Source organism: Celerinatantimonas sediminis, assembly GCF_046054195.1.
GTDB lineage: Bacteria > Pseudomonadota > Gammaproteobacteria > Enterobacterales > Celerinatantimonadaceae > Celerinatantimonas.
In genome coordinates this window covers 97,162-123,052 of record NZ_JBEQCS010000004.1, presented here as the reverse complement: position 1 = coordinate 123,052, position 25,891 = coordinate 97,162, and the positions used below count along the sequence as shown (strand labels likewise).

21 protein-coding genes and 2 tRNA genes are annotated in these 25,891 nt (G+C 43.4%); 10 read left to right on the top strand and 13 right to left on the bottom strand.

The window, feature by feature from the left end; translation table 11 throughout:
• The first annotated feature begins 103 nt into the window (after positions 1–103).
• Positions 104–751 carry an SDR family oxidoreductase gene (locus ABTQ23_RS06905; protein ID WP_408614939.1) on the top strand — a complete coding sequence of 216 codons (648 nt, stop codon included), beginning with the start codon at positions 104–106 and terminating at the stop codon, positions 749–751.
• 113 nt (positions 752–864) lie between these two features.
• On the opposite strand, the gene ABTQ23_RS06900 is transcribed toward ABTQ23_RS06905, so the two are convergent.
• On the bottom strand, positions 865–1,635 hold the full coding sequence (locus tag ABTQ23_RS06900) for a DNA repair protein (protein WP_408614938.1): 771 nt from the start codon (positions 1,633–1,635) through the stop codon (positions 865–867).
• 27 nt (positions 1,636–1,662) lie between these two features.
• Entirely contained in the window at positions 1,663–2,355 is a 693-nt protein-coding gene (locus ABTQ23_RS06895; protein ID WP_408614937.1) for a sensor histidine kinase, read from the bottom strand.
• A 146-nt stretch (positions 2,356–2,501) separates the two neighbouring features.
• On the opposite strand from ABTQ23_RS06895, the gene cysB reads away from it, so the two are divergent.
• Complete coding sequence (cysB, locus tag ABTQ23_RS06890; RefSeq protein WP_408614936.1) at positions 2,502–3,488, top strand: HTH-type transcriptional regulator CysB; 987 nt, start codon at positions 2,502–2,504, stop codon at positions 3,486–3,488.
• Positions 3,489–3,515: 27 nt separating this feature from the next.
• Here cysB and ABTQ23_RS06885 read toward each other — a convergent pair whose 3' ends face one another.
• The 3 genes from ABTQ23_RS06885 to pabB are packed head-to-tail and all read right to left on the bottom strand — an operon-like array spanning position 3,516 to position 6,823.
• Positions 3,516–4,892 (bottom strand): L-serine ammonia-lyase, encoded by a 1,377-nt coding sequence (locus ABTQ23_RS06885; protein WP_408614935.1) that lies wholly within the window; start codon positions 4,890–4,892, stop codon positions 3,516–3,518.
• A gap of 3 nt (positions 4,893–4,895) precedes the next feature.
• On the bottom strand, positions 4,896–5,474 hold the full coding sequence (locus ABTQ23_RS06880; RefSeq protein ID WP_408614934.1) for a CoA pyrophosphatase: 579 nt from the start codon (positions 5,472–5,474) through the stop codon (positions 4,896–4,898).
• On the bottom strand, positions 5,474–6,823 hold the full coding sequence (pabB, locus tag ABTQ23_RS06875; RefSeq protein ID WP_408614933.1) for an aminodeoxychorismate synthase component I: 1,350 nt from the start codon (positions 6,821–6,823) through the stop codon (positions 5,474–5,476). Before pabB ends, ABTQ23_RS06880 begins: the two co-directional genes overlap by 1 nt.
• A 343-nt stretch (positions 6,824–7,166) precedes the next feature.
• Between pabB and ABTQ23_RS06870 the strand changes: the two genes are divergently transcribed.
• The 3 genes from ABTQ23_RS06870 (at position 7,167) to ABTQ23_RS06860 (ending at position 11,659) form a co-directional block, all read left to right on the top strand.
• Entirely contained in the window at positions 7,167–8,684 is a 1,518-nt protein-coding gene (locus ABTQ23_RS06870) for a fumarate hydratase (protein ID WP_408614931.1), read from the top strand.
• 135 nt (positions 8,685–8,819) lie between these two features.
• Positions 8,820–9,425, top strand: a complete 606-nt coding sequence (locus tag ABTQ23_RS06865; RefSeq protein WP_408614929.1) for a hypothetical protein — start codon at positions 8,820–8,822, stop codon at positions 9,423–9,425.
• Between the two features lie 335 nt (positions 9,426–9,760).
• Positions 9,761–11,659 (top strand): methyl-accepting chemotaxis protein, encoded by a 1,899-nt coding sequence (locus ABTQ23_RS06860; RefSeq protein ID WP_408614928.1) that lies wholly within the window; start codon positions 9,761–9,763, stop codon positions 11,657–11,659.
• A gap of 74 nt (positions 11,660–11,733) precedes the next feature.
• Here ABTQ23_RS06860 and ABTQ23_RS06855 read toward each other — a convergent pair whose 3' ends face one another.
• A complete protein-coding gene (locus ABTQ23_RS06855; RefSeq protein ID WP_408614926.1) occupies positions 11,734–12,579 on the bottom strand; it encodes a MurR/RpiR family transcriptional regulator in 846 nt (281 codons plus the stop codon).
• Between the two features lie 382 nt (positions 12,580–12,961).
• Here ABTQ23_RS06855 and ABTQ23_RS06850 point away from each other — a divergent pair, with 382 nt between their 5' ends.
• From ABTQ23_RS06850 to ABTQ23_RS06835, 4 genes are all read left to right on the top strand, one after another.
• Complete coding sequence (locus tag ABTQ23_RS06850) at positions 12,962–13,945, top strand: glucokinase (protein WP_408614924.1); 984 nt, start codon at positions 12,962–12,964, stop codon at positions 13,943–13,945.
• A 103-nt stretch (positions 13,946–14,048) separates the two neighbouring features.
• A tRNA-Ser gene (locus tag ABTQ23_RS06845) sits at positions 14,049–14,136 on the top strand.
• A gap of 22 nt (positions 14,137–14,158) precedes the next feature.
• Positions 14,159–14,251: transfer RNA gene (locus ABTQ23_RS06840), tRNA-Ser, on the top strand.
• A 122-nt stretch (positions 14,252–14,373) separates the two neighbouring features.
• A complete protein-coding gene (locus ABTQ23_RS06835) occupies positions 14,374–14,802 on the top strand; it encodes a GNAT family N-acetyltransferase (protein WP_408614923.1) in 429 nt (142 codons plus the stop codon).
• Between the two features lie 30 nt (positions 14,803–14,832).
• Here the strand turns inward: ABTQ23_RS06835 and ABTQ23_RS06830 are convergent, their stop codons facing one another.
• The 7 genes from ABTQ23_RS06830 to dgcN all read right to left on the bottom strand — a co-directional run bounded on the left by ABTQ23_RS06830 (position 14,833) and on the right by dgcN (position 23,933).
• The gene (locus ABTQ23_RS06830) at positions 14,833–15,567 is read right to left on the bottom strand and encodes a hypothetical protein (protein ID WP_408614922.1); all 735 of its coding nucleotides are present in this window, start codon (positions 15,565–15,567) and stop codon (positions 14,833–14,835) included.
• The gene (gene putA, locus ABTQ23_RS06825) at positions 15,554–18,685 is read right to left on the bottom strand and encodes a bifunctional proline dehydrogenase/L-glutamate gamma-semialdehyde dehydrogenase PutA (protein ID WP_408614921.1); all 3,132 of its coding nucleotides are present in this window, start codon (positions 18,683–18,685) and stop codon (positions 15,554–15,556) included. The genes ABTQ23_RS06830 and putA overlap by 14 nt, the downstream gene beginning before the upstream one ends.
• 144 nt (positions 18,686–18,829) lie before the next feature.
• Positions 18,830–19,621 (bottom strand): AraC family transcriptional regulator, encoded by a 792-nt coding sequence (locus ABTQ23_RS06820; RefSeq protein ID WP_408614920.1) that lies wholly within the window; start codon positions 19,619–19,621, stop codon positions 18,830–18,832.
• Positions 19,622–19,673: 52 nt separating this feature from the next.
• A complete protein-coding gene (locus ABTQ23_RS06815) occupies positions 19,674–20,984 on the bottom strand; it encodes a hypothetical protein (protein WP_408614919.1) in 1,311 nt (436 codons plus the stop codon).
• 64 nt (positions 20,985–21,048) lie between these two features.
• Positions 21,049–21,909: a D-amino-acid transaminase gene (locus ABTQ23_RS06810; protein WP_408614918.1), complete on the bottom strand. Its 861-nt coding sequence runs from the start codon at positions 21,907–21,909 to the stop codon at positions 21,049–21,051.
• Between the two features lie 31 nt (positions 21,910–21,940).
• Positions 21,941–22,918: an N-acetyl-D-Glu racemase DgcA gene (gene dgcA, locus ABTQ23_RS06805; protein WP_408614917.1), complete on the bottom strand. Its 978-nt coding sequence runs from the start codon at positions 22,916–22,918 to the stop codon at positions 21,941–21,943.
• A gap of 10 nt (positions 22,919–22,928) precedes the next feature.
• Positions 22,929–23,933, bottom strand: coding sequence for an N-acetyltransferase DgcN (gene dgcN / locus ABTQ23_RS06800; protein ID WP_408614916.1), 1,005 nt, complete (start codon positions 23,931–23,933; stop codon positions 22,929–22,931).
• Positions 23,934–24,612: 679 nt separating this feature from the next.
• Between dgcN and alr the strand changes: the two genes are divergently transcribed.
• Positions 24,613–25,701, top strand: coding sequence for an alanine racemase (gene alr / locus ABTQ23_RS06795; RefSeq protein ID WP_408614914.1), 1,089 nt, complete (start codon positions 24,613–24,615; stop codon positions 25,699–25,701).
• Positions 25,702–25,891 lie beyond the last annotated feature (190 nt).

Here is a 25,891-nt window from a genome sequence, read left to right as displayed (position 1 = left end):
TAGACTCACTCTGGTAATTATTTTATTCGTCCCCATGTTAGTAGAACAACTCTGTTAGTTTGATTTTATCAGGGACCATTCATCTAGTTTTTAGGAGGTGAGCATGCGACCTTTAGTGATTGGGGCCAATGGCCAAATTGGTCGACAGTTAATCAGCCAACTGCCTTTGTCTGGCCATCATTGTACGGCAATGGTTCGCAGCAATGATCAATTTCAGCAATTAGAAGAACGGGGTATCGCAGCTGTGCGGGCATCCCTTAGTGATTCTGTCGAACACCTGACAAAAATTATGCAAGGTCACGACAGCGTGATTTTTACTGCTGGCTCTGGTGCTAAAACAGGAGCGGATCAAACTTTGCTGATTGATCTTGATGGGGCAGTCAAAGCCATGGAAGCTTCCACCCAAGCCGGTATAGAACACTTTGTCATGGTCAGTGCCATTGGCGCACATCGGCGTGAACGTTGGAACGAAGCGCTAAAAGCTTACTATGTAGCAAAGCACTATGCTGACAAAGAACTGATTCGTAGTGGACTTAATTATACGATTGTCCGCCCGGGACGATTAAGTAATGAACCTGCTAGTGGCAAGGTGCTGGTTGCTTCTGATATCTGTCAGGAGGGTTCTATTGCCAGAGCTGATGTTGCTGCCGTTATTTGTACTGTGCTTGGCGATAAACGCTTTTATGCTCACAGTTTTGATCTATTAGCTGGTAGAGATAATATTCAACAGGCTCTTGAAGCAATTCTTTAAAGTGATAAACAGCCCTTAAATGCAGTTGAGCTAAAAAAGGTCAAAGCATGAATCTTTGACCTTTTTTATGAATAAATAATAGCGATAAAAAGCGAGTTATAAACCAATAACGGTTACCACTTTTTCTTCGGTTGAAACAGCATATCCAGTTCGTCTTTTTCTTTGAGCTCTTTGGCTTTCTCTTCTTTTTGCTTGGTTTGAACTTTTTTGAGTTTATCGCTCATTTCATCATTCATTTGATGCATGTACGCTAGCCGCTGTTCTAAATATTCGTCTCGATCACTTAAATTGCTGACAATTGAAATGGCTTTATTTAATAATTGTCGAGCGGTACCCCATTGGCGAATCGCCTGTGATTCAACCGCTCTTTTAATGGTATTTTCAATGTTTACTTTTAATGTCATCAGCTCTAAACGACGATCTTCAGAGACAAAGATAGGGGTTGCAATTCGGCCTCGTGCATGTTCTGAGCGAATCACACCACGCAAGCGCTTAATGACTTTAAGCATTTGCAACGCTTCAGCATCACTGTCAGGCATTCGCAGTTGAGCAGGGCTCTCAATACCGCGATTTTGTAGTTGTGCCAATTGGTTTTGACTGGCGCTAATCCTCTCGTTTAATCCTTTAACTTCTGGGTCGATTTTTTTTATCTCTTCTAAAGCGTGCATGATCCGCTTGTGTAATACGACCATGATCTCTTTTGAATAAGGTAAGCGAGCGGAGTTGAGTAACAAATCTTCGCTTTCGCTAATAATCACTTTTTGCCGAGATATCGCAATGCGTTGGTCAGCTTGTTGTTTTTGCTTATATTGCAAAACGATGTTATATCCGATCACCAGAAATAACAGAACGCCAATTGCAACTAACACCAATGTGAAAATCATAAAAGCTAGCCAACTTCCTCTGTAATTTTAAGGCAGGTGCAAGGTAAATATACCGCCGCCTAATGCACCACCATTTGTTAAAGTAATTTCGCCGTGGCGATCCGCTTTATGATGTGCTTGCGCTGTCAACTGGGCAAAAAATAAACCTAACCCGCTATGTTCTTTGCTACTTTCCCAAGGTTTTTGTGGCGTATTCTTGATTGATTCTATTATATCACTGCTAAAACCAACCCCATCATCGAGAATACTTATCTCTAATTGGTTATCGGCCGCTTTAGCAATGATTTGAATATTTTTTTTCACAAAACGAAGAGCGTTACTGAGTATATCATTGAGAGTATAAGATATTAACTGGTTGTCACAATACCAGAGTAAATCTTCGTCACAAATAATATCAACGGTGATGTCTCGGCGCTTAGTTAACCAGTGAAAACGAGCTTCTACGTCATCAAGCAAATCGCGAATAAAAACTTCTTCAATATTAATCGCAAGTTTATTGCCTTGGTTTTTGTACATTGCCAGCGTTTGTGTGAGCATGATGCTCATTTGTTCTGACTGCTCTCTTAGGTGCGTTAACTCTTGTTGTCTTTCTGATTCGTTTGTATAAGTTCTATTTGCTATTGCTTCAATGGACTGGTTGAATAAAGTTAATGCATTCTTTATATCGTGAAGCGCAGTTGCCATAACTGCGGAAAGATCGAGAGAATCAGTGCAATACACTTTAGAAGCCTTTAAAATCATAGTTAACTTAAGCAAGCTTAACGGGCATTGCTAAGAGCGTAAAGTTAATCGTTAAAATAGTTGCACCTGTAAGCAAAAAGGCGAGCCAGTGCGGCGGTTCATTTGACCACAAGTTGAAATAGCCCATGAAATTACAACAATTACGATACATCGTCGAAGTGTTAAACCATGATCTGAATGTCTCGGCAACGGCTGAGAGTTTGTACACTTCTCAACCTGGAATTAGTAAACAGATCCGTACATTAGAAGACGAGTTGGGAATTCAGATTTTTGAACGTAGTGGTAAACATTTAACACGGGTGACTTCGGCCGGTAATGAGATCATTCGTATCAGCTCAGAAATTCTGGCAAAAGTTGAAAGCATTAAAGCAGTTGCAAGCCAGCATACTCATCCTGATCAGGGCACGTTGAACATTTCAACGACTCATACTCAAGCGCGTTATGCGTTGCCTGAGGCCATCCGCGGATTTATTCAGCGTTATCCAAATGTATTACTGAATATGCATCAAGGCACACCATCGCAAATTGCCGATGCTGTGGCAAAGGGAACGGCTGATTTTGCTATCGCAACGGAAGCGATGTATATCTTCTCTGATTTAATTACCTTGCCGTGCTACCACTGGAATCGTAGTATTTTAGTTAAAGCCGAACATCCGCTTGCTAAAAAACATCTGCGTGGTGAGTTAGTCACCATCGAGGATGTCGCTCGCTATTCATTGGTAACTTATATCTTTGGATTTACGGGTAAATCTGAATTAGATCACGCATTTAATGACGCTGGTTTGAAACCTAAAATTGTCTTTACCGCAACCGATGCCGATGTGATTAAGACCTATGTGCGGGTGGGAATTGGGATTGGTGTATTAGCCAGTATGGCGATTGACCCAGAACAGGATAAAGATCTCGTTGCCATCGATGCAAGCCATATTTTCCGTGCGAGCACGACTAAAATTTGTTTTAGAAAAGGCACGTTCTTGCGCAGCTATATGTATGACTTTATCGAACGGTTTGCGCCGCATTTAACGCGTAACCTTGTGGATCAAGCCGTGCAGACTAAATCGCAAGAAGAGCTTGATGCGTTATTTGCTGATATTGAATTGCCAGTCTATTAACTGGCAATAGCACTCAGCATCCTAGTTTTAGCATTCAATAATATTAACCGCGAGGCCTCCCCGAGCGGTTTCTTTATATTTGGTCTTCATATCCTTCCCAGTTTGCCACATGGTGCGAATTGCCTTATCCAAAGAAATCGCATGCATGCCTGTTCCTCGAAGGGCTAATCGACAAGCATTCAGTGCTTTAATAGCGCCCATTGCGTTGCGTTCAATGCATGGGACCTGAACTAATCCACCAACAGGGTCGCAGGTTAAGCCTAAATTATGCTCGATGGCGATTTCTGCTGCGTTTTCAACTTGCTCTGCTGTGGCGCCCATAATGGCTGCAAGGCCCGCTGCTGCCATTGACGAGGCAACGCCAACTTCACCCTGACAGCCAACTTCGGCTCCTGATATTGAGGCATTTTGCTTATATAAACTGCCAATTGCAGTGGCAGTTAAGAAATAAGTCTGACAGTGATTGGCCTCAAGCGGGCGGATGAATTGATCAAAATAGGCAAGTGTTGCTGGGATTATTCCAGCTGCCCCATTGGTTGGTGCTGTGACTACGCGCCCACCTGCGGCATTTTCTTCACTGACTGCCAGTGCATAGAGATTCACCCAGTCAAGCACGTTGAGTGGGTCACCAGAGAGTTTTTCCATCGACTCTAATTGTTGATGCAAAATAGGGGCTCGTCGTTTTACTTTTAACCCACCTGGCAAAATTCCTTCGCTTTGAATGCCCCGGTCAATACATTGCTTCATTACGTTCCAAAGCCTTTGACAATATTGACTCACCGATTGTTTATCATGAAGCAGTTGTTCATTGGCCAGAACGATACTGGCAATGCTAAGACCATTCGTTTCGCAATGGTTTAGCAGTTGTTCAGCACTTTTAAATGGGTAAGGCTCGCTTGAGGTAAAAGAGTCGGGCATTGGTTCTTGCTCCTGATACTCTTCTAGAGTTGTAATAAAACCGCCGCCAAGTGAAAAGTAAGTCTTATCAATGACGCTTCCATCGCTAAAGCGTGCATGAAATGTCATGGCATTATTGTGCCCAGGATGACTTTTTCGGCGATGAAAACTAATCGCGCCACGTCGTGGAAATACAATCGGATGTTGGCCAGCCAATTTCAGTTGCTGCGTTTTTTCAATTTCTTCCAGATAGCTATCTATTTTGTCGCAATCAACACTTTGCGGTAGTTCGCCTAAGAGCCCGAGAATAATAGCCTTACCCGTACCGTGGCCTCGACCTGTTGCGCCTAAAGAGCCAAAAAGCTCGATGTGTAAACTTGTCTGAGTATTAAATTGGGGTTGTTTGATAAGCCACTGAGCGAATTTTTCAGCAGCTAGCATGGGGCCAACAGTATGTGAACTGGAAGGGCCAATGCCAATGGAAAAAAGATCAAACACACTGATCATAACCTACCTCGGTAATAACGATTTTCGACCTGTTACTCGGCAGGCCAACCCATATAAAACGCCAGCGGTTGCACCCCAAATAACGCGGTTATTCACTTCAATAAAGTAAATAGTTCGCGTGGTTTGACCATCTGAGCTTTTAAGGCGCTGATAATGCCTTGGTTGTAAGAAAGGTTCCAGTGGCAAGTGGAATATTTCTGTCACCTCTGCCGTGTTTGGATAGAGTTTAGGCTTATTTTGGAGTAATCCAATATAAGGCGTCATGGTAAAACGATTGCCTGCGTCTTGATTGGGCAGTTTGGCGATTAATTCGACCTGATGTTGTTCAAGGCGAATTTCTTCATATGCTTCGCGAAGGGCGGTCGTTGACAAGTCATTGTCTTGCGGGTCAAATCGACCACCCGGGAATGCAAACTGTCCTTTGTGGTGACGTAACGTATTGCTGCGGCGAATAAAAATCAGCCGCCAGTGTTTATTCTGCTCAAATACTGGCAACAGCACAGCCGAGGCAATTCGTTGTGAGCGATTATCCACTATGGAATAACCTGGTGAGAGAATAAGCTTTGATAGCCAATTTTGCATCAGGATAACGACTCCAAAACAGGAAGTATTTTAGCAAGTTTATCAAAACATTCTTGATATTCTTCATCAGCGTTTGAATCTGCGACGATACCTCCACCTGCCCAAGTATAAAGCGTGTTTTGATGCGCAACGAGAGTGCGAATCGCGATGTTCGTGTCCATTTTAGTATTCTGACTAATATAACCGATAGCACCGCAATAGATGCTGCGTCGATGGGGCTCAAGCTCATCAATGATTTGCATAGCGCGAACTTTCGGGGCCCCGGTAATTGAGCCACCTGGAAAACAAGCGCGAAGCAGATCTTCGCCAGTTAGATTATCGATTAGCTCAGCTGTGACTGTGCTCACTAAATGATGCACCGCTTTGAAACTCTCAATCGCAAATAATTTGGGAACCTGAACACTACCCGGTTGGCTGACTCGGCCTATATCATTGCGTAACAGGTCGACAATCATGACATTCTCTGCGCGATCTTTAACTGATTGAGCCAGTTCCTGTGCTAATCGCTGGTCTAGGATTGGGTCTTCGTGTCGAGGTCGGGTGCCTTTAATAGGCTTAGTTTCTATATGTTGGCCGTCTAATTTTATAAACCGTTCCGGCGATAGCGATAAAATAGTGCCTTGTGGAAAATTTAAATAGGCGGCAAATGGCACCTGATTGGCTGAAAGTAGTTGCAAATAAGCATGCCGCAGATCGCCTTTAAAACTGCAAGAGAATTGTTGTGTCATATTCACTTGATAACAGTCACCACTGTTAAGATATTCTTTAATTTTATTGATGCAGGTTTTATAGGTTGGTTTATCTAAGCTGCCATGCCAGCTTGAATTCATCGAAAACGGCTCAATTGGCATTGGGGTTTGTTGATTAAGCCATTGCAGGCGCTGCTCAAGTTTAAGCTCACCATCGTCTTGGGTATTTACAACCAGTGTCGTAGTTTTATCAATACGATCAAAGATAAGCGCCCAGTCATAAAGTGCGCAGAGCATATCAGGAAAATTGGGGTGGTCGCGTTTGGCACTTGATAGATTGTCTTGACCTAACTCATAGCCAAAAGCTCCGACAAGCCCGCCACAGAAGGGCAATTCACAACTCTGTTCATTTCCAAGCCATTGCTGACGTAATTGCTGGCAAAGTAAAAAAGGCTCTTTTGAGCTGGTATAACTGCCTTTTGGAGTTTGTACTGAGGTTAGTTGAGCGGTTGTTTGCAGCGTAACAATAGGCGCTGCAACTGCGATACTATAACGGTCCTTTCCATCGCCGCCTGTCTGTAATAATTGGCTCCAGTTTAAATGAGCCACGTTGGATATAAAATCTTGTAGGGTGAAATCTATTTTTCTTTGAAAGATCATTTTGTTAACTCAGTTGTAATATTGCCAAATAGCATAAAGAGGCGGTATGCTGAGCGATAAATGTGAGCACATTGTTCTATTTATGTTGTCATTTTGCCTGTTTTTTAGCTATTCGTATTAGACTGCTGCCTCGTCGTTTTCAATTGTAAACACTTTGTCGTTTTGGTGCTTGTGCCTCATCAGCGACATTGAAAGCATGCTAGATTGACCATCATTTAGTCACAAAAAGTCAACAGACTAAAGATATTGCTAATATATAAAGAGGCGTCTGAGTGAAGTCAAATGATTCGATTGGTTAATTGACTGGTATTCGAAATCCCCATTTATAAAAGGAGACGGTGCTATGACGGTCATCCAAAAACAAGATCTGGTAGATAGCGTTGCAGATGCATTGCAGTTTATCTCTTATTATCATCCTGCTGATTTTATTAAGGCAATGAGCGAAGCCTATGAGAAAGAGCTCAACCCGGCGGCTAAAGATGCCATTGCGCAAATATTAATTAACTCACGAATGTCTGCACAGGGGCATCGGCCAATCTGTCAGGATACTGGCATTGTTACAGTTTTTGTCAAAGTTGGGATGCAAGTTCGATTCGATTTTAATGAGTCGCTGCAAAGCGTCATTGACGAAGGTGTAAGCAAAGCTTATATCAACAGTGATAATCCGCTGCGTAAATCATTGGTGGATGACCCCGCAGGGAGTCGTAAAAATACTGGAACGAATGCCCCAGCGGTTGTTCACACTGAGTTAGTCGCTGGTGATAAAGTTTTGGTGGAAATTGCAGCTAAAGGCGGCGGCTCAGAAAATAAAGCCAAACTAGCCATGCTTAATCCATCTGATGACATCGTTAAGTGGGTTGAGAAAGTATTGCCAACGATGGGAGCGGGCTGGTGTCCACCGGGAATGTTGGGGATAGGTATCGGCGGGACAGCTGAAAAAGCGGCGGTTTTAGCTAAAGAGTCGCTCATGGCGCCTTGCGATATTCATGAGCTCAAAGCTCGTGGCGCCCAAACCACAGAGGAAAAACTGCGCCTAGCAATTTATGACCGGGTCAATAAACTTGGTATTGGCGCCCAAGGGCTGGGTGGATTAACCACGGTTTTAGATGTGAAAGTTAAATCTTTCCCAACTCATGCCGCATCTAAACCTGTTGCACTGATTCCCAATTGCGCAGCTACTCGGCACATCCATTTTGAACTGGATGGCCATGGGGCCGCAGAATTTACACCGCCAGATCTCAGCCTGTGGCCAGAGATTACGCAAACAGCTTCAGGTGAGGTTAAACTGGTCAATTTAGATGATATTGATTCAGAAGAAATTGCAACTTGGAAAGCCGGAGACACATTGCTGCTCAACGGTAAAATTTTAACTGGACGAGACGCTGCTCATAAACGAATTCAGGATTTGTTAGCAGATGGCAAGCCACTCCCTGATGGAGTTGATTTCAACGGGCGTTTTATCTATTACGTTGGGCCTGTTGATGCGGTCAGAGACGAAGCGGTTGGCCCAGCAGGACCTACGACCTCGACACGGATGGATAAATTTACGCAGATGATGCTTGCCAAACTTGGGCTGCTTGGCATGATTGGTAAAGCCGAACGTGGTGAGCAAACGGTGCAACTGATTCGAGAGTATCAAGCCGTTTACTTGATGGCTGTTGGCGGCGCTGCTTATCTTGTTTCCAAAGCGATTAAAAAAGCTCGAGTTGTGGCTTTTGAAGATCTTGGTATGGAAGCCATATATGAATTTGAAGTCAAAGATATGCCAGTGACGGTCGCTGTTGACTCTCGTGGCAATAATGTTCATGAGCAAGGGCCGGTGATTTGGCGCGGTAAAATTGCTCAGATGCAGCCATCTTAAATGTCATTGCTCTGTTAGTGTAGCGGTATAGCTCTTATTTGGGTTATACCGCTTATTGATGGTTTTGTTGAAAAATATTTAAGTTTGAGTCCTTTCGCTATATGATGCTTTTGATATTTTTTAAGATTTAATTTTATGTGGCTGTTTAAAAAAACGATTTACTCTTTTTTAGCGATTGCGGCGAGTGTGAGTGGGTTATCTGGGTGTGTTTCTACGCATTCATCGCCACCAGTTCTGCATGCGTCTTCTTCCCCAAGCAGTTCGATGCAAACATTGATGGTAAGTCGTGATGAACGTTATCCGTTAGTCATTGGCTCGTTAATTCGTTTTTCGCCACAGATGACCCAAGCGGTTGCTCATAACAACGCTGCGTTAAAACCCCATTACCAGTGGCTTGAGTCTCAGTTGCATACGCTGTTAAATTACCGTGGATTTATGGTCACGCCTTCAGCTGCGACCCTCTATTTTGCTGCGGCGCTTTACCACCCACCTTTACAAAAAAATACGGATTCATTAGCGCGTATTTATCAGGCCAATCGCCAAAGTCCAACGGGTCGTGAAAGTTTGTCTCTACTGCTTAGAATTTATCGTCGGGGGGCTGCTGACCCTCTGTGGCAGGGGGCAGTGGATGGCTATGCGACTCTCAATTCAGATGGAACACTTGAGGTTGATTTAAAAAAATCCCGGCAGACTTTAATCAGCTTGTTAAAGACTATTCCCATGCGCTCTGCAAGTCAGTAATTATCTCTGCGTGTAAACCTATGTTTACGTTTTACGAACTGGTCTGCAATAGTAGGTCAGTTAATTTTTCTATTACGCGATACAATCATCGAGCATAAAAAAAACCCAGCGACTGCGAAGTGCTGGGCTAAGGACTGTGTTTAATTGCTTGGCATAATATAGGACTGCCGTCAGGATAAAAAGTTCATCAGAAACTCAAAAAAAAATGTTTTTTGTCGATAAAGTGTTGTAGCCCTTTGTTGGTAAACCATAAAAATAAATGAATCTGGTTTAAAAAGGACCTCATTATAAATACAACGAGAGAGCAGATATAAAATTTGCTCATTGGGGGAAATATGGAACATAAGAAAGGATTATCGCTGAAACTGAAACTTTCAGTCGCAGCGACGGTTGCAATCCTTGTTGGATGTCTTGCAGTAATGACTGTCTCTTTTTTCAGCTCAATTACACAACGTACCAATATATTAAATCAACAATTACAATCATTAACGACTAACTATAATCACTACGTAAAAGACTGGATTGATGCTCGCTCACGAGTATTAAAAGCAATCCCGACTAAACTTCCAGCCGATAATCTACTGACTACACTCAAACAAACTCGCGATAGTGCCGGTTTTTCCAACGTGTTTATTGCCTATCCGGATGGTTCTCAGCAAAATGCCGGAGGGGTGACCTTAGCGCCAGATAATAATGATCCAAGGATTTGGGGCTGGTATAAAAATGCCAGTAAAGAACCAGAAACTTTGTACATGGACAACCCATCGGTTGCATCGGCAACAGGTGAAAATGTAGTTTCATTTGGCTTAGCTCAACAGATGAACTCACAGCAGGTGGTGTATGGGGCTGATATGAATATGAGTAAAATTTTAGTTTTGCTCAAAAGCGCCCAATTACCTGGCAAAGGCTGGGTATTAATTGCCAATCAACAAGGCAATATCTTTGCTTATCAAAATACCAAGTTGCTAAATCAGCCAGTCAGTTCAATTGCCAGCCAACTCACCAAAGCTAAACTAGATGAGCTGGCGCAGTCTAATCAAATGGTTAATATGGATATCGGTGGTAACAGTTCATACGTAATGGTGTCACCGATAGCTGACAGCCGTTTATATACGGTTGTTGTTATTAATAAAAACTCAATTTTAAGTCCACTTTATAACTCTCTTTGGTCGCAGCTAGCAGTGGCGTTAGTTGTTGCGATTATCTGTATCATTTTGTTTAATTTATACAGCTATCATTTACTTAAAGCCTTAACCGTGGTTTCTAATGCGTTGGCAAAAATTGCCCAAGGCGGTGGTGATTTGACTCAGCGTATTGAAGTGTCCAATCGCGATGAAGTGGGAATGTTGGCTAATAACTTTAATCAGTTTATCTCATCAATGCAGACCCTGATTGCCGATTTGCGCGAAGATATCAGCCAGCTCAGTGATGCGGCAAAAGCATCAGAACAACGAGCCAATGGCACTGCGAAACGGTTAAATGAGCAGCAGAGGGATGTAACCTCTGTTGCTACCGCTGTCGAAGAGATGGCCTCAGCAACGGCTGAAATTGCATCTCACGCTCAACATACACTTGAAGCCGTTGGCGAAGCGACGATTAAAACCGGTGAAGGTCGCCAATTAGTTGAAAGTAATCGCGAGTCTATTGATACCTTGGCAGGTTCTGTTGAGAAAACTTCGAAAGTAATTGGGGAGTTGCATGAACATGCTCAGAGTATCAATGATATTTTGACTGCGATTCAGACTATTGCTGAGCAAACAAACTTGTTGGCATTGAATGCGGCTATTGAGGCTGCTCGAGCTGGAGAACAGGGCAGGGGCTTTGCCGTAGTTGCTGATGAAGTTCGCAACCTTTCGCAGCGCACACAAAGCTCAACCGAACAGATTCAATCGACCATCACCACCTTGTTGTCGATAACCGATAGGGCTGTGTCGATGATGCAGCAAAGTTATGAGAATTCTCAGCATACCGTTGAAGATGCCTCAAAAGCTGCACAAGCGCTCAACCAGATTGATCAGGCTGTACAGGTGATTAGCGATATGAATGCGCAGATAGCAACAGCTGCTGAGGAGCAAGCGCAGGTTACCTCTGATGTCACCAGTAACAGTGCTCGCATTAAAGACGTCACGGATCAGCTTGTGTCTGATGCCGCTAAATCGCGAGCCCATTCGGTCGATTTAGATGGACGAGCCGAACAGCTTGCTCATAAAATTGCGGCATTTAAGATTGAATAAATAATAGAAAGGCCCATACAAGATGGATGGGCCTTATTAAACAACCACGGTCAAAACTAGTGGTTAGTTGTGATTCATGATTGTTCAATGCGTGAATCACGCAATGTCTTTTTCACTTTTTTCAGGTTTTCCCGGAATCTATCACCGCGGCGCAGTGTAAACCCGGTTGCCAAAACATCAATCAAAGTCATCTGCGCGAGACGAGATGCCATTGGCATATACACATCAGTATCTTCAGGGACATCCATTGCAACCAACAAGTGGCAATATTCAGCTAGCGGCGAATGCTTTGATGTCATCGCAATGACTGCCGCGCCATTACCTCTGGCTAATTTAGCAATATCAACTAGCTCTTTGGTTCGCCCCGTGTGGGAAATGAGTACAACAACGTCATCTTCTGTGCTCAAGATACAACTCATACGCATCATGACAACATCGCTAGAGCAAGACACAGGGACGTTGAAGCGAAAGAATTTATTTAGCGCGTCTTGAGCTACGGAAGCAGATGCTCCGAGGCCACAAAATGTAATGCGTTTAGCCTGCGTCAACAGGTCAACGGCACGATTGATGACATTTGGATCCAAGCTATTTTTAGCCGCTTCTAAACAGGCAATCGATGATTCAAAGATTTTTGCCGTGTAGGCTTCTGGTCCATCATCTTCTTCTACATGGCGGTTCACATAAGGAGTGCCATTGGCCAGACTTTGTGCCAAATGTAATTTAAAATCCGGAAAACCTTTCGTATCCAGTCGCCTACAAAAGCGATTGACGGTGGGCTCACTGACATCAGCCATTTTTGCTAAGGTTGCTATGCTCGAGTGAATCGCTGTTTGTGGAGACGCAATAATCACTTCAGCGACTTTCCGTTCGGATTTACTAAAAGAGTCAATATTCTTGGTGATTTTTTCGAGCGTATTCATAAAATTCTGTCTAATGTTGTTGTCGTTTTAAGCAAGTGTCCGGAGAACTTGGTGAATTTTTGTACCTGCTTCAGGTTAGCGCATGATGAACAGTACTTATATTACGCTCAACCGATCCAGTTGTTACCCTATCTGTAAGATTTTTTCAGTTAGTCAAAATGCACGACTAAATGGTTCCATTCAAGATAAAATTACCACTAAACAACTTAATAGTAGATGTTTTTATTGGATTTTAGTATGACTTAAATCTAAATTTAGCTATTTTTGTCATCTCTTTCGTAATTTTATAACGAAATTTATTCACATTAGAGAACAGTGGGTTTTATCTTCAGGCCAATACGGGCTAAAATATGAGGATCAATAAAAGTAAAAGGAGTAGCCCATGGCGAGTGCCGGCTTAATAGCAGATGTTGGCGGGACGAATATTCGTCTAGGTGTGGTCGATTATCAAAGTGGCGAAATTAGTCACATTATCAAATATCGTTGCAGCGAGTTTCCGGGGATTGAGGATGCAATTCGTACCTATCTGAACGAAGTGGACGAAAAACTGCAGGAAGCGTGTATCGCTATTGCTTGTCCTACTGGCGGTGACTGGATTGCAATGACTAACCACAGTTGGGCTTTTTCCAGAAGTGAGACAAAACGCAATTTGGGGCTAGAAAGCTTCAATGTGATCAACGATTTCACAGCAAATGCGATGAGCATTCCGACCCTAACTGATAAGCAAAAAATTCAGATTGGAGGCGGTCCTGCTGATCCTATGGCACCTATTAGTGTTTATGGGCCAGGAACTGGGCTAGGGGTGGCTCATCTTATCAATCATCAAGGTCGGTATATTCCAATCTCATGTGAAGGTGGACACGCTGATTTCTCGCCAATCTCTGAGCTTGAAGTTGAATTGCTGTCTTTCTTAAAAGGTCGTTTTGGTCGAGTTTCAAATGAACGAATCCTTTCCGGGCCTGGGCTGGCAAATATCTATGAAGCGCTTTGCCATATTCACCAACAGCCAGTTCAGCAATATCAACCTGCTGATGTTTCTGCTAAAGGCCTAAGTGGTGAAGATTCTGTCTGCCGTCAAGCATTGGCGATGTTCTGTCAGATGATGGGGAGCTTCGGTGGTAATTTGGCGTTAACACTAGGTGCTTTTGGTGGCGTTTATATCGCTGGTGGCGTGGTTGGTAACTTTGTCGATTACTTTATTGCGAGTGATTTTCGTAACCGTTTTGAAGAAAAAGGCCGCTTTAGCCGTTATTGCTCTAAAATCCCAGTCTATCTCATTACCGCTGAGCAACCTGGTTTGCAAGGTGCTGCTGCATATTTGCGCCAAGAGTTGGGTTATCATTTAGGTGCAAAGATTGCTGAGTGAGCAAATTGGTGATTTGCTCACCAATCAAACACTAAAGTAAAGAAAATAGTTGAAAGACGAGGCGTGATTCCATAACATACGCCTCGCCTTTAAAGGTAACAGTGGTGACGTGTCCGAGTGGCTGAAGGAGCACGCCTGGAAAGTGTGTATACGGCAACGTATCGAGAGTTCGAATCTCTCCGTCACCGCCACAATGAGTTCTAAGTTCTAAACGGTGAGATGGCCGAGAGGCTGAAGGCGCTCCCCTGCTAAGGGAGTATAGGGTTTATAGCCCTATCGAGGGTTCGAATCCCTCTCTCACCGCCATTTTTAACCTTCATTTCTCTTTCAAGCATTTATCACATTCTTTTCACTCAATAGTCATTATTCTTTATCTATACTTAATTAACTACTTGTTTTGCGACTTATATTTTTAGGATGAATAGTTTATGCAAGTGGACTGGATTGATTCACAGAGTATGGATGCCGCTATCGAGCTATTGGCAGATAAATATACCGAATATTCTCATGAAGAGTTGGCTAAGCAGGTGAGTGTTCAGCGCCAGAAGTTTCATTATTTGCTTATCGGCGTATGGGTTGAAGATGAACTGGTTGGCGTCATTGGTTTTACCGAAGGGATGAAGCTGAGCTGGGGCAAATATATTTTGCTTGATGATTTCTGTGTTGCCCATAAATGGGAGTACACCGGGGTTGCAGAAAAATTAATTGCTTGGTTGCAGCATTATGGAGAACAAACAGGTTGCAGACAATTGCACATGAACTGTGATGTACAAAACTTTGCTGCGCATAAATTTTTGTTGCAAGAAGGGTTTCAAATCTCAAGCCACCACTTCAGTTATCATTTAGCATCTTTGTGAAGTGGCAGCTTAAGTGGGGCATCGTTTTAATTAGTTCTTAGTTACTGCAGCCGTGGCTCCAAGTTCAAGTAAACTTGCGTTGCCACCAATTGCCGTGGTGTTAATCGTGCAGGTTTTTTCAACGCCAAAATTAATACAAAATGAGGCATTATTTATGGTCGTCAGATAAGGGTCAGTTTCGCAAATCAAAGGCACAATGATGCCATCGCGCAGAGCTAGCTGGCGATTAAGCGAAATAATTAACTCATTATTTTTTGACCCCAGAGCCACTATTCTTAATTCAGGTTCATTAAGCAATTGCTCTTTTTGCTCCCAACTGACAATTGACACTTCCCCCGTAGCAACAAAGCGTCCCATAAGCTGTTTAAGCATCCCTTCAGCATAAGGTTTTAATTGCGGATGGGCGGCTACTTTCACTTTGTTCCGGCATAATAGGGCTGCGCTAATCATGCCACTTATCGCAGCAGCTGGCATATCTTCATCGATAATAACCGCGCTGAGCCCGCGGGGTTCAATCCATAGCTCGTTACTTTCGCCTGTTACGCCAGGCATCTGATAGATCCCTTGGAGAAATTTTTTGGCGCTAAGGCATTGATAATCAATCATGGCAACGCATTCTTGCCACTGTCTATCATCACTGGGTTGTGATTCACGAACCGATTGCGCCCATTGGCGCAGTTTATTGATGCGGGTTCCGACTATCTCACTTAATTGCGGATGACTGGTTGCGATGCTATCAGAGAGATATGTTTTAAGCATTTCCATGGCTGCTCTCCTTGTGAGTGTCGGCTACGACAGTGAAGTTTTTGCTAAAACGGTAAAGGTAGTGAGGCCCTCCGGCTTTGGGCCCGGTACCTGATAATCCTCGGCCACCAAAAGGTTGCGATCCGACAGTCGCGCCAACCTGATCGCGGTTGATGTAACAGTTTCCGACCTGAGCGTTTAAGGCAATGTTTTTAAAGCGATGTTCGATACGACTATGGATGCCCAAAGTGAGTCCATAGCCGAGTTGGTTTATTTGTTCGATAAGCGTTTCAAGCCCATGAGCGGGGTAGCGTATGACGTGTAAAATCGGCCCAAATTGTTCTTTTTCAAGCTGATTGAGTGAGCTGATTTCATACGCTGCGGGCGCGACGAAAATACCTCGGCTATCTTTTGGCTCTTCAAGTTCACAGATTGTTTGCGCTTCGTGGCGCAGTTTGGATTGGTAGGCTAATAACTGCTTTTGAGCGCTTTCATCAATCACGGGGCCGACATCTGTATTGGGCTCAAGTGGGTTACCCACTTGTAACTCAGCCATCGCACCAGCGAGCTGTTTGATAAATAAATCTGCTATATCATCTTGGACACACAATACTCGTAATGCGCTGCAGCGCTGACCTGCTGAAACAAATGCTGAGCGAAGAACATCCTTGATGACTTGTTCGGGTAGGGCGCTGCTATCAACAACCATGGCATTTTGCCCACCTGTTTCGGCTATTAGTGGGACTGGCAGTTGTTCTCGTTGTGCTAATGAGCGATTAATAGCTCGCGCTGTTTGGGTGGAGCCGGTAAAAGCGACGCCTGCAATTTGTCCTGCTGACACCAGAGCTTGACCAATTTCACTCGCGCCTGTAACTAAATGAAGCACATCGGTTGGGATCCCTGCTTGATGAAGGATCTCAACGGTGCGAACCGCAATCAGAGTGGTTTGTGGAGCAGGTTTCGCGACGACGGTATTTCCGCTTACTAATGCGGCCACGATTTGCCCGGTGAAAATTGCCATTGGAAAATTCCACGGGCTGATGCAAGCAAATACGCCGCGACCTTTGTATGCGCTGGCACAGCTTTGATTGGTATAGTCGGTAAATACGTTGGAGCTGCTTAAGCGTCGTTGCGCTTGCATCGCGTAGTAGTTACAAAAATCAATGGCTTCGCGGATTTCATCAATTGAGTCTTGCAGCGTTTTTCCTGCTTCTCTTTGGCATAAGGCGATAAATTCAGCAAAGTTTTCTTGCATTAACTGCGCTGCTTTTTGAAGGCATTTTGCCCGCGATGCAGTGTCTTGCTTAGACCATTGCGGATAAGCTTCTAAAGCACTGTGCAAAGCTTCGTTAAGTTGTTCTGGTGATGTTGAACTGACTAATCCAACCTCTTGGGCCCGGTCATAGGGCGACAGTACGCTTTGGGCATTTTCAGGGATAAATTTAAGCGAGCCATTAATTAATGGACCTGCATGCCACTGCTTGGTTGCAAATTTGTCGCGAGCTGCAATAAACGCATGAAAGTGATGATCAACATGCAGATTCACCCCTTGAGAATTGGCTCGTTGTTCACCATAAATTGCTTTAGGCAGCGCAATGCGAGGATTCGCAAATTGACTTTGAGCACTGAGTTTAGCAATTGGATCTTCGATAATTTCTTCAACGCTGCATTTAGGGTCAACGAGGCGATGAACAAATGAATTATTGGCCCCATTTTCTAATAATCGGCGCACCAAGTAGGGCAATAGATCGGCATGTCTACCAACGGGCGCGTATATTCGCACGCTGATATTCTCTTTGCTGATAATGCGATCGTAAAGAATATCTCCCATACCATGCAAGCGTTGAAACTCAAAAGGATGAGTTTTAGGGAACTGCAAAATCGCTGAGATGGTTTGCGCATTGTGGCTGGCAAATTGGGGATAAATTAGCCCTTTTGTGGCGTCACTTAGCATCATTTTGGCACAGGCTAAGTAACTGACATCGGTGCTTTCTTTGCGAGTATAAACGGGATACGTTTGAAGCCCCCGTTGCTGATATAATTTAATTTCGCTGTCCCAGTAGGCGCCTTTGACTAAACGGGTCGGAATTTCATCGCCCACTTCATGGGCTAATGATGCAAGCCAAGCCAAAACCGCGAGCGATCTTTTTGAGTATGCTTGGACGACTAGCCCCATTTTGCCCCAGCCTCGGCAGGCATCGTCACGAAATACTTTTGCAAAAACTTTAAGCGAGATTTCTAAGCGTTCCGCTTCTTCAGCATCAATGGTAATGGCGACGTCTCGCTCACGAGCTTCTCGAACCAGCTCTAAAACTGTAGCAACTAGTTGCGTTAATACGCGCTCCTGCTGCAAACTATCATAGCGCGGATGAAGGGCTGATAGTTTAATCGAAATGCTTGGTTTAGGGCTATTCGGCAGTGCTTTGGTTGCGCCAACAGCGCGAATACTGTTGAGGTAGTCTTGTTTATAGGCGTTTGCATCCTCGGCTGTTAGTGCTGCTTCTCCAAGCATATCAAACGTGTAGGTATAACCTCTTTTACGATAGCTCTCGCCATTTTTTAATGCCTGGTCAATATCTTCTCCGAGCACAAATTGGTAGCCGATAATTTTCATTGATTTTCGGATCATGCTACGGATTGTCGGGGCACTAAAGCGCGAGAGCATCACGCGAATTCCCGACTCAGCCTGACTGGGGGGAAGGTTGAGCAGTTGACCGGTAAGGCGCAAACTCCACGTCGCAGTGTTAACCAGAAGAGAATCTGATTTACCCCGATGGGCACTCCAGTTGCCTGATGTGAGTTTGTCATCAATGAGTGCTTGCGCTGTAACTGGGTCAGGAATCCGAATGAGAGCCTCACAAAGGCTCATTAACAACACGCCTTCGCGGGTATTGAGGCTATATTCGAGCAGCAACGCATCAAGCATGCCCATCGATTTTTTGTCGGATTTAATTTCACTGACTAATTGGCTGGCTGATTGAGCAACTGCGCTCTGATCATATTGTTCTTTTGCCAACGTGATTAATTCGGCTAACCATTCATCTTCATCAATGTCATTAAGCAGAGCTAGATTTTCCCATAGCTCTTGAGGTGATTGGGTTAAATAGTTGCGATCCAGTGTGTTTTTTGCATTAAACATAGGCCATTCCTTTCATCGTTGACCAACGAGGCTTTTATTTTTGTAAGCGTATTGTTGCGATTTTAAGGCTAAGTTTTGGGAAAAGTATTGAACCAACCTCCGATTTTTTTGTGTAAAAATCGGATAATAATCATTTTATGTAACTTATTGGCTACTTGTATGAGTATTTCGATAACGTGCTGGCGAAAAGCCAGTGATGCGACGAAACACATGACTAAAGCTACTCTGAGATGAAAACCCACAATTTTGGGTCACTCTTTCGATACTCATTTGTGTATCTTCTAGCAGCTTTTGAGCCTGTTTAACTCGTAATTTGGTGACGTAGCGTGATGGCGTTTGCCCAGTTTGTTGTTTAAACCGAGCATAAAATTGGCTTTCACCCAAAAAGACTCGACTTGCTAATTGCGCCACACTGATGGGGCTTTCAAGGCGACTAATAATATACTGATCGAGAAGTTCGAGGTTAAAACTGCGTGATGCGGTACTGGCATTACTTTGATAAACAGGTAAAAAATGTTTCTCTAATAAACATAACAGAGTATCTCCGCATGAACGTTTGAGTAACTTATCGCCTGGATTTCGGCTTAGCTCTTTGACTAAGTTCAGGATTAGCTGCTGGGCGCTTTTATCTAATTGAAAATAGCCGGGTTTGCTTAAGAGTGGGAGTATTCGTTGATGAACTTCTTTGGAGAAAAAGTAGTTATGTTCTGGCAAATTTAGAACGAGGATTTGATTTTTACCGGTTCCGCGAAACGTATGCCCCTTGCCAGAAGTGACCATGACCCCTTGGCCGCGAGAAACTCGATTGCTAATCCCATCAATCACAAAATCAATATAACCTTCCAGCCCAATCACTATCTGATGATGATCATGGCAGTGCAGCATGGTCTGCTTAGTTAACGTCTGAAGTTCCACTGGTTGCAGAGAAAAAGCCATATTCAATCCTTGTTATGTGGCTAACAGGCATTATGGATGATTTTTCAGCTGGTTAATTTTCGATTTGACGCCGGAAAAATCGAATCATTTCATCGCGTGTTTTAACATGATCTAAGTGGAAAATATCATGGGGGAATAACAGCTCAATCACTCCTGAATCAAAAATCCGTTTCACTTCGTATTCATTGTGCGAAACATCTTGTTGATACATATAGTTGAGCCAAGTTTGGTTGGTATGAATAATAAATTCAACGCGCATGCCTCCCAAACGAGCAAAGAATTTTAGCATCGAAGTTTGCGAACTCGAGCCAACTGCATGCCCACGATAAATAGCACTTTCTATTAATGTATCAGAAATGTCTTCTAATACCATTAGAGAGTTAGCGCGAGCAGCACTGCGAGTCAGATGTTGTTGGAATAATTTGATATCACCAATATTATCCAGAACGGCCATTAATCCTAATTCATCGTCCACTGCAACCGCTGGATTTTTTTCGTTTTTGCGCAAAAGCTTTAAAACTTTTGCTTCCGGTGGCTTTTTGCGAATCGATACATAGATAGGAACTTGTCGGCCACTACTGCCAAACCGACGTCGTTTTAAAACCGTTAACTTTTCACCCGGGTTAAGCGCCACCAATTCAGCTTGTTTAGGGTTTAGAACTTCGACATGGGTGCAGCGAAAATCATCACTTGAGTGTTCTGAATGCAGATAAACTGGGTCTAATTCACCGATTTTTAAATCGGGGCTCCACACATAGCTATTTAAGAACCCTAAGAAATTGGAGAATTTGGTAGCAATTTCGGTTTCTCGTTCACGTTGGTCAATACTGGCCGCTAAGCTCATTAAGGTGATTTTGCGACGAGCTTCAAAACGTGCTTTTTTATGATAGCGGTCATCGAACATAATTAGCATCAGTTCGATGGGGTTATTTGCCATCTCAATTTCGTTGGTGGTTTCAATAAATGAGGCGTAAGGCGAGAGAATTTTGTCTTTTAAAGAGTGAATAACGGCATCAGCGGTTCTGGCGTATTCATATACCCGATCATGGATCTCTTTGGGCGTCCCATCAATACCAAACATATTGCTTAGTAGCTGAAATGCGCGCTGAGCGCGTTGCTTTTTAAGCTCTTGAGATTGGATTAACTGGTCAATCTGGCTAAAGCTTTCAATCCCTAAGAATTCAAAAAGCTGGCTGCGCAAAGCACGATACTTAGAAATGTTGTTACTATCCTTGCGAAGATTTTTGACCCACTGTCGCGTCGAGGCACTAAAGCGGCTGCCATTAAGCGCTGATTTTTGAACGGCAAAGGGGCCATCTTGCAGTAGGGAGGTGAAAATACTTGACGAGGATAAAACGGACATATCCAAATTCTTTCTCATGCTATGCGGTACCGCTCAAATGAGCGGTACCATGACTAAAGTTAAACTAGCTAGTTTGTTTAATCGCTAATTCAATGTAAATATCGCGCAGGCGCTGGGCCATAGGGCCAGGTTTGCCATTGCCAATTACTTTATCATTAATTTTCACCACAGGATAAACAAAAGTGGTCGCAGAGCTAATAAAAGCCTCTTTGGCACTCATTGCTTCTTCTGGCGTGAACAAACGTTCTTCAACTTTAATCTGTTGTTCATCGGCAAGTTTCATTAATGCTGCACGCGTAATTCCGTGCAAAATGTCGTTACTTAGCGGGCGAGTGACCACTGTATTATCAGCTGTAACGATATAAGCATTGTTTGAGCTACCTTCGGTGATATAACCGTTTTCTGTTAGCCATGCATCATCAAAGCCTTGATCATGAGCTGTCTGTTTAGCCAATGCAGATGCTAAAAGTTGAGTCGTTTTGATATCCCGGCGGTGCCAACGGATATCTTCCATAGTCATCACTTTTAGTCCTTCTTTGGCTTTTGGACTATCCAACAGAGAGCGAGATTGGGTAAACATCACTAATGTTGGTTGTGCATCTTCAGGAAAGCCAAAGTCACGATCGCCAGCAGAACCACGAGTCAGTTGCAGATAAATGCCACCTTCGGTGATCTGGTTGAGACGAATCAGCTCATTTTGAATGTGCTCAATTTCATCTACGTTCACTGGTAAAGTAAGCTGCAACTCATGACAAGAGCGAGTCAAACGAGCCATATGACCTTCGTTATCAACTAATTTACCGTTGATTACAGCGGTTACTTCATAAACGGCATCTGCAAACAAAAAGCCACGGTCAAAAATTGACACTTTAGCATCGTGTTCGTTGATGTATTCCCCGTTAATGTAAACAATACGGTTTAACATGATCTGTTTCCTTTGTTTTATTGTTCTTATATCAACCCCAGAGTTCGGCCGTCATTGGCTGCATTTGACTCTGAGCCGTATAAGTAAACCCTTCGCCTTGGTCTTTTGCGAGCAATAGCGGGCCATCTAAGTCAACAATTTTGGCATCTTGAGCTAAAGCAAATGCTGGAGCCATCGCAAGAGAGGTTCCGACCATGCATCCGACCATAATACCAAAACCGGCCTCTACTGCGGCTTGTTTTAGTGCTAATGCTTCGGTCAGTCCACCTGTTTTGTCGATCTTAATATTGATCATCTCATAGCGACCTTTGAGATTAGCTAGATCTTTACGGTCATGACATGATTCATCGGCACACAGCGCGATAGGGTGTTCCAGCTCAGCAAGAATGTGATCTTCTGCTTGTGGCAGCGGTTGTTCAATCATCTCAACACCCAGTTTCACAAGCTCTGGAACTAACTGTTGATAGATCTCTTTGGTCCAACCTTCATTGGCATCAATGATGATACGAGCATTCGGCGCACCATTACGTACCGCTTGTACTCGTTCTAAGTCGCCAGCTCCTGCCAGTTTAAGTTTGAACAGCGGACGCAGTTTATGTTCAAGCGCCTTTTGTTTCATATTTTCTGGCTCATCAAGCGAGAGAGTATAAGCTGTAGTTAACGCTTTAGGGGGAACATCTAACAACTGCCAAATACTCTGACCTGAACGTTTGCACTCTAAATCCCAAAGTGCGCAATCGACAGCATTACGAGCGGCGCCTGCGGGCAACATTTTTGAAAGTTGCTCGCGGGATAACCCGGCTTCTAATGCCGGGCGAATATCTTCAATCTGTTGAGCTACACTTGCAAGCGTTTCATCATATCGCGCATATGGCACACACTCACCGCGTCCAACAGCTGTACCGTCAGTCAATTTGACCTGAATTACTTTTGTTTCGGTGCGGCTACCACGGGAAATTCGAAAAACTCCAGCGATTGGCCAACTCTGTTCGATAATTTCTAATTGCATAAACACTCGCTTATAACGCTAACATGTTGTCTACGATACGGCTAACACCTTGGCGGAATGGGTCAACAACAGGTAAACCAACTTCTTTTTCAAGCTGTTCCATATATTCAAAGGCTTTCGCTTCATCTAATTTTGCAGTGTTTACAGAAACACCTACAAATTTAACCGCAGGGTTAGTGAGTTTAGCGACAGCTAAGTTTAACTGCATGCATTCTTTGATATCTGGCAGAGCAAAATCAGGAGTCCCGCGCATATGTTCACGAGTTGGTTCGTGGCAAAGCACTAAAGCATCAGCTTGAGCTCCGTGAATTAAGCCTGCGGTAACGCCAGCAAATGATGGGTGAAATAATGAACCTTGACCTTCAATCACATCCCAGTGATCAGGGTCGTTGGCAGGAGCTAAAACTTCAACCGCACCTGAGATAAAATCAGAGATAACAGAGTCAACACACACGCCTGCACCGCTAACGAGGATACCGGTTTGGCCTGTTGCACGGAAAGTTACTTTCTGATCGCGTTTAGCCAGTTCTTCGGTGATAGCAAGAGCGGTATACATTTTACCAACAGAGCAATCGGTACCAACTGGCAGCACGCGTTTACCAGGGCGTTTAGTCCCAGCTGCAACAGGAAAATCCTGTGTTGGGAAACGTACGTCAAACATTTCACGGCCAAATTTGCTTGCAGTTTCAGCCAGTTCTGGAATGTCATTCAAACGAACATGTAAGCCTGCTGCTAGGTCCATGCCAGCTTCCAGAGCTTCTTGTAAAACTTTGATCCAAGCTTTGGAAATAAAACCGCCACGGTTGGCAACGCCAATTACCATGGTTTTTACGCCTTTAGCTTTAGCAGTAGGGATATCAATATCTTCCAGTCCACAATCAGCATTACAGCCTTCCATCCGATACTGACCTACGCAGTATTCTGGATGCCACTGTTTGATCCCTTGAGCTACTTTAGCTGCCAGAGCGTCAGGGGCATCACCTAAAAATAATAGGTACGGTTTTTGAATTTCCATTGTATTTCCTTAATAAAGCAATATTGTGTCGCTGATTTGATGAACTATAGTGGCTCGATGACCACAGCTCTATGCTTGCTTATGATGATTCATGAGCAAATAGATTCATCGGTATTTTTATCTTACTAAGCAATTAACGTGACATTTTGCAAAATTCTTGGCTAAGAAAAAGAAGCTTTTTTGGGGGTATCTACAGGATCGCAAAATTGCCATGTAATGATTCAGATGTATTTAGAATGATGAAATAAATATCTTTAAATTTAATAGATGGTGGTTGTTTATACTTTCTATTAAAAATATATATTTATCTATATATATTGATTATATATGCAAAAAATGAGCATTTTATGAATGATTTTGACTTATTTTGGTGCAATATTTTAATAAATGGGCTCTATTTTGGTGCTCTACCTATTTTTTATAAGGTTATTAGTTATTATTAAGCGATTTTTTTTGAGCTTATTTATAGAAAGGGAATACTGCTCTAAAGCTATTTTTAGTTAAAATGTCTTTTCGCAAATAAAAACCTAGAATTTATAACTATTTTTCAATGAATTGTTTTTTTAATGGTAATTTGGCAGATTAATTGCCTTAATCAATCAAAGATAGTTAGTTTGATAAAATCTGGGCTATAGCCAGATTATTGATTTGTTGGCCGGATGGTCGTGGAGTGTTTGAGATGGTTACCGCTGAAGCAGTTATTGATTTAGCCGCATTAAAAAATAATTTAGCTCGAATGAAGTCGTGTCAGCCTAACAGCAAAATGGTTGCCGTTGTTAAAGGGAATGCTTATGGGCATGGTAGTATCGAAGTTGCTCATGCGTTAAGTGCATCGGTTGATAGTTTTGCTGTTGCGCGTTTTGAAGAAGCTGTTGTACTGCGCAATGCTGGCATTCAAAATGCCATCGTTCTTCTGGAAGGTTGCTTTGATCAGGATGAAACCAATAAAGCGATCGAGCTTAAATTTCAGCCCGTTGTACAAAACGATCAACAAATTGCTTGGATTAAAAACGCTTCAACCTCTGGCAAAACTAATTTTTGGCTCAAAGTCGATACGGGGATGCATCGCCTTGGATTTGCGCTACACGAAATAGTAGAGAAACATTCTGAGTTGGCAAAACTGGCAGCAGTCGATAGTTTTGTTGGGTTTGTTAGCCATTTAAGTCGCGCTGATGAGCTTGATTGTTCAAGAACTGATGAGCAATTGGCCAATTTCATTGAAGCAACAAAAGATCTTAAAGGACCTCGCTCACTTGCTAACTCTGCAGCGTTGCTCACTCGCCCTGACATTGTGTTTGATAAAGCTCGCCCTGGTATCGCTCTGTATGGCGTAACGCCTTTTCCTGGGCGCTGTGGTCAGGATGAACAGCTCGAACCTGTTATGACGCTTAAATCTAAACTTATTGCTGTGCGAGACCATAAAAAAGGAGAACCTGTTGGTTATGGCGCGCTTTGGCAATCACAAGCGGATACTAAGCTCGGTGTTGTCGCAATGGGTTATGGCGATGGCTATCCAAGGTTAATGCCAACCGGGACGCCAGTTATTGTCAATGGCCGAACCGTTCCACTCGTTGGGCGAGTTTCAATGGATATGCTCACTGTTGATTTAGGTCCTGATGCGAACGATAAAGTGGGCGATGAAGTAATTTTATGGGGTAAAGAAAATCCTGTAGAACCACTTGCGCAAAGTGTTGGGACCATTGGTTATGAGTTGCTCATTCAACTAGCATCCCGAGTAAAACGCAGCTATATCAACGGTGACAATTGATCGCTAAGTTTAATAATGAGGGGCGTGAGTCATATCATTGCCCCACATATTGTACCTTTTGGCGATTTCTGACTATTGCTCTTTTGTACTTCGCTTTTACTTCATTTCTCGGAAATCTTCATTAGTACACTTTATTTTCTGCCTTTTTCCATGAGCTATAGAGCAATAAGTCACGGTTGGCAGGGGTATT

Excerpts from the sequence above, each read along its gene's own strand:
- ABTQ23_RS06855 (WP_408614926.1), bottom strand. The coding sequence starts at position 12,579 with ATGAATACGCTCGAAAAAATCACCAAGAATATTGACTCTTTTAGTAAA.
- ABTQ23_RS06860 (WP_408614928.1), top strand. The coding sequence starts at position 9,761 with ATGGAACATAAGAAAGGATTATCGCTGAAACTGAAACTTTCAGTCGCA.
- ABTQ23_RS06880 (WP_408614934.1), bottom strand. The coding sequence starts at position 5,474 with ATGCAAAATTGGCTATCAAAGCTTATTCTCTCACCAGGTTATTCCATA.
- cysB (WP_408614936.1), top strand. The coding sequence starts at position 2,502 with ATGAAATTACAACAATTACGATACATCGTCGAAGTGTTAAACCATGAT.
- putA (WP_408614921.1), bottom strand. The coding sequence starts at position 18,685 with ATGTTTAATGCAAAAAACACACTGGATCGCAACTATTTAACCCAATCA.
- ABTQ23_RS06835 (WP_408614923.1), top strand. The coding sequence starts at position 14,374 with ATGCAAGTGGACTGGATTGATTCACAGAGTATGGATGCCGCTATCGAG.
- ABTQ23_RS06865 (WP_408614929.1), top strand. The coding sequence starts at position 8,820 with ATGTGGCTGTTTAAAAAAACGATTTACTCTTTTTTAGCGATTGCGGCG.
- ABTQ23_RS06810 (WP_408614918.1), bottom strand. The coding sequence starts at position 21,909 with ATGTTAAACCGTATTGTTTACATTAACGGGGAATACATCAACGAACAC.
- ABTQ23_RS06900 (WP_408614938.1), bottom strand. The coding sequence starts at position 1,635 with ATGATTTTCACATTGGTGTTAGTTGCAATTGGCGTTCTGTTATTTCTG.
- dgcA (WP_408614917.1), bottom strand. The coding sequence starts at position 22,918 with ATGCAATTAGAAATTATCGAACAGAGTTGGCCAATCGCTGGAGTTTTT.
- ABTQ23_RS06850 (WP_408614924.1), top strand. The coding sequence starts at position 12,962 with ATGGCGAGTGCCGGCTTAATAGCAGATGTTGGCGGGACGAATATTCGT.
- pabB (WP_408614933.1), bottom strand. The coding sequence starts at position 6,823 with ATGATCTTTCAAAGAAAAATAGATTTCACCCTACAAGATTTTATATCC.
- dgcN (WP_408614916.1), bottom strand. The coding sequence starts at position 23,933 with ATGGAAATTCAAAAACCGTACCTATTATTTTTAGGTGATGCCCCTGAC.
- ABTQ23_RS06905 (WP_408614939.1), top strand. The coding sequence starts at position 104 with ATGCGACCTTTAGTGATTGGGGCCAATGGCCAAATTGGTCGACAGTTA.
- ABTQ23_RS06870 (WP_408614931.1), top strand. The coding sequence starts at position 7,167 with ATGACGGTCATCCAAAAACAAGATCTGGTAGATAGCGTTGCAGATGCA.
- alr (WP_408614914.1), top strand. The coding sequence starts at position 24,613 with ATGGTTACCGCTGAAGCAGTTATTGATTTAGCCGCATTAAAAAATAAT.
- ABTQ23_RS06815 (WP_408614919.1), bottom strand. The coding sequence starts at position 20,984 with ATGTCCGTTTTATCCTCGTCAAGTATTTTCACCTCCCTACTGCAAGAT.
- ABTQ23_RS06885 (WP_408614935.1), bottom strand. The coding sequence starts at position 4,892 with ATGATCAGTGTGTTTGATCTTTTTTCCATTGGCATTGGCCCTTCCAGT.
- ABTQ23_RS06820 (WP_408614920.1), bottom strand. The coding sequence starts at position 19,621 with ATGGCTTTTTCTCTGCAACCAGTGGAACTTCAGACGTTAACTAAGCAG.
- ABTQ23_RS06830 (WP_408614922.1), bottom strand. The coding sequence starts at position 15,567 with ATGGAAATGCTTAAAACATATCTCTCTGATAGCATCGCAACCAGTCAT.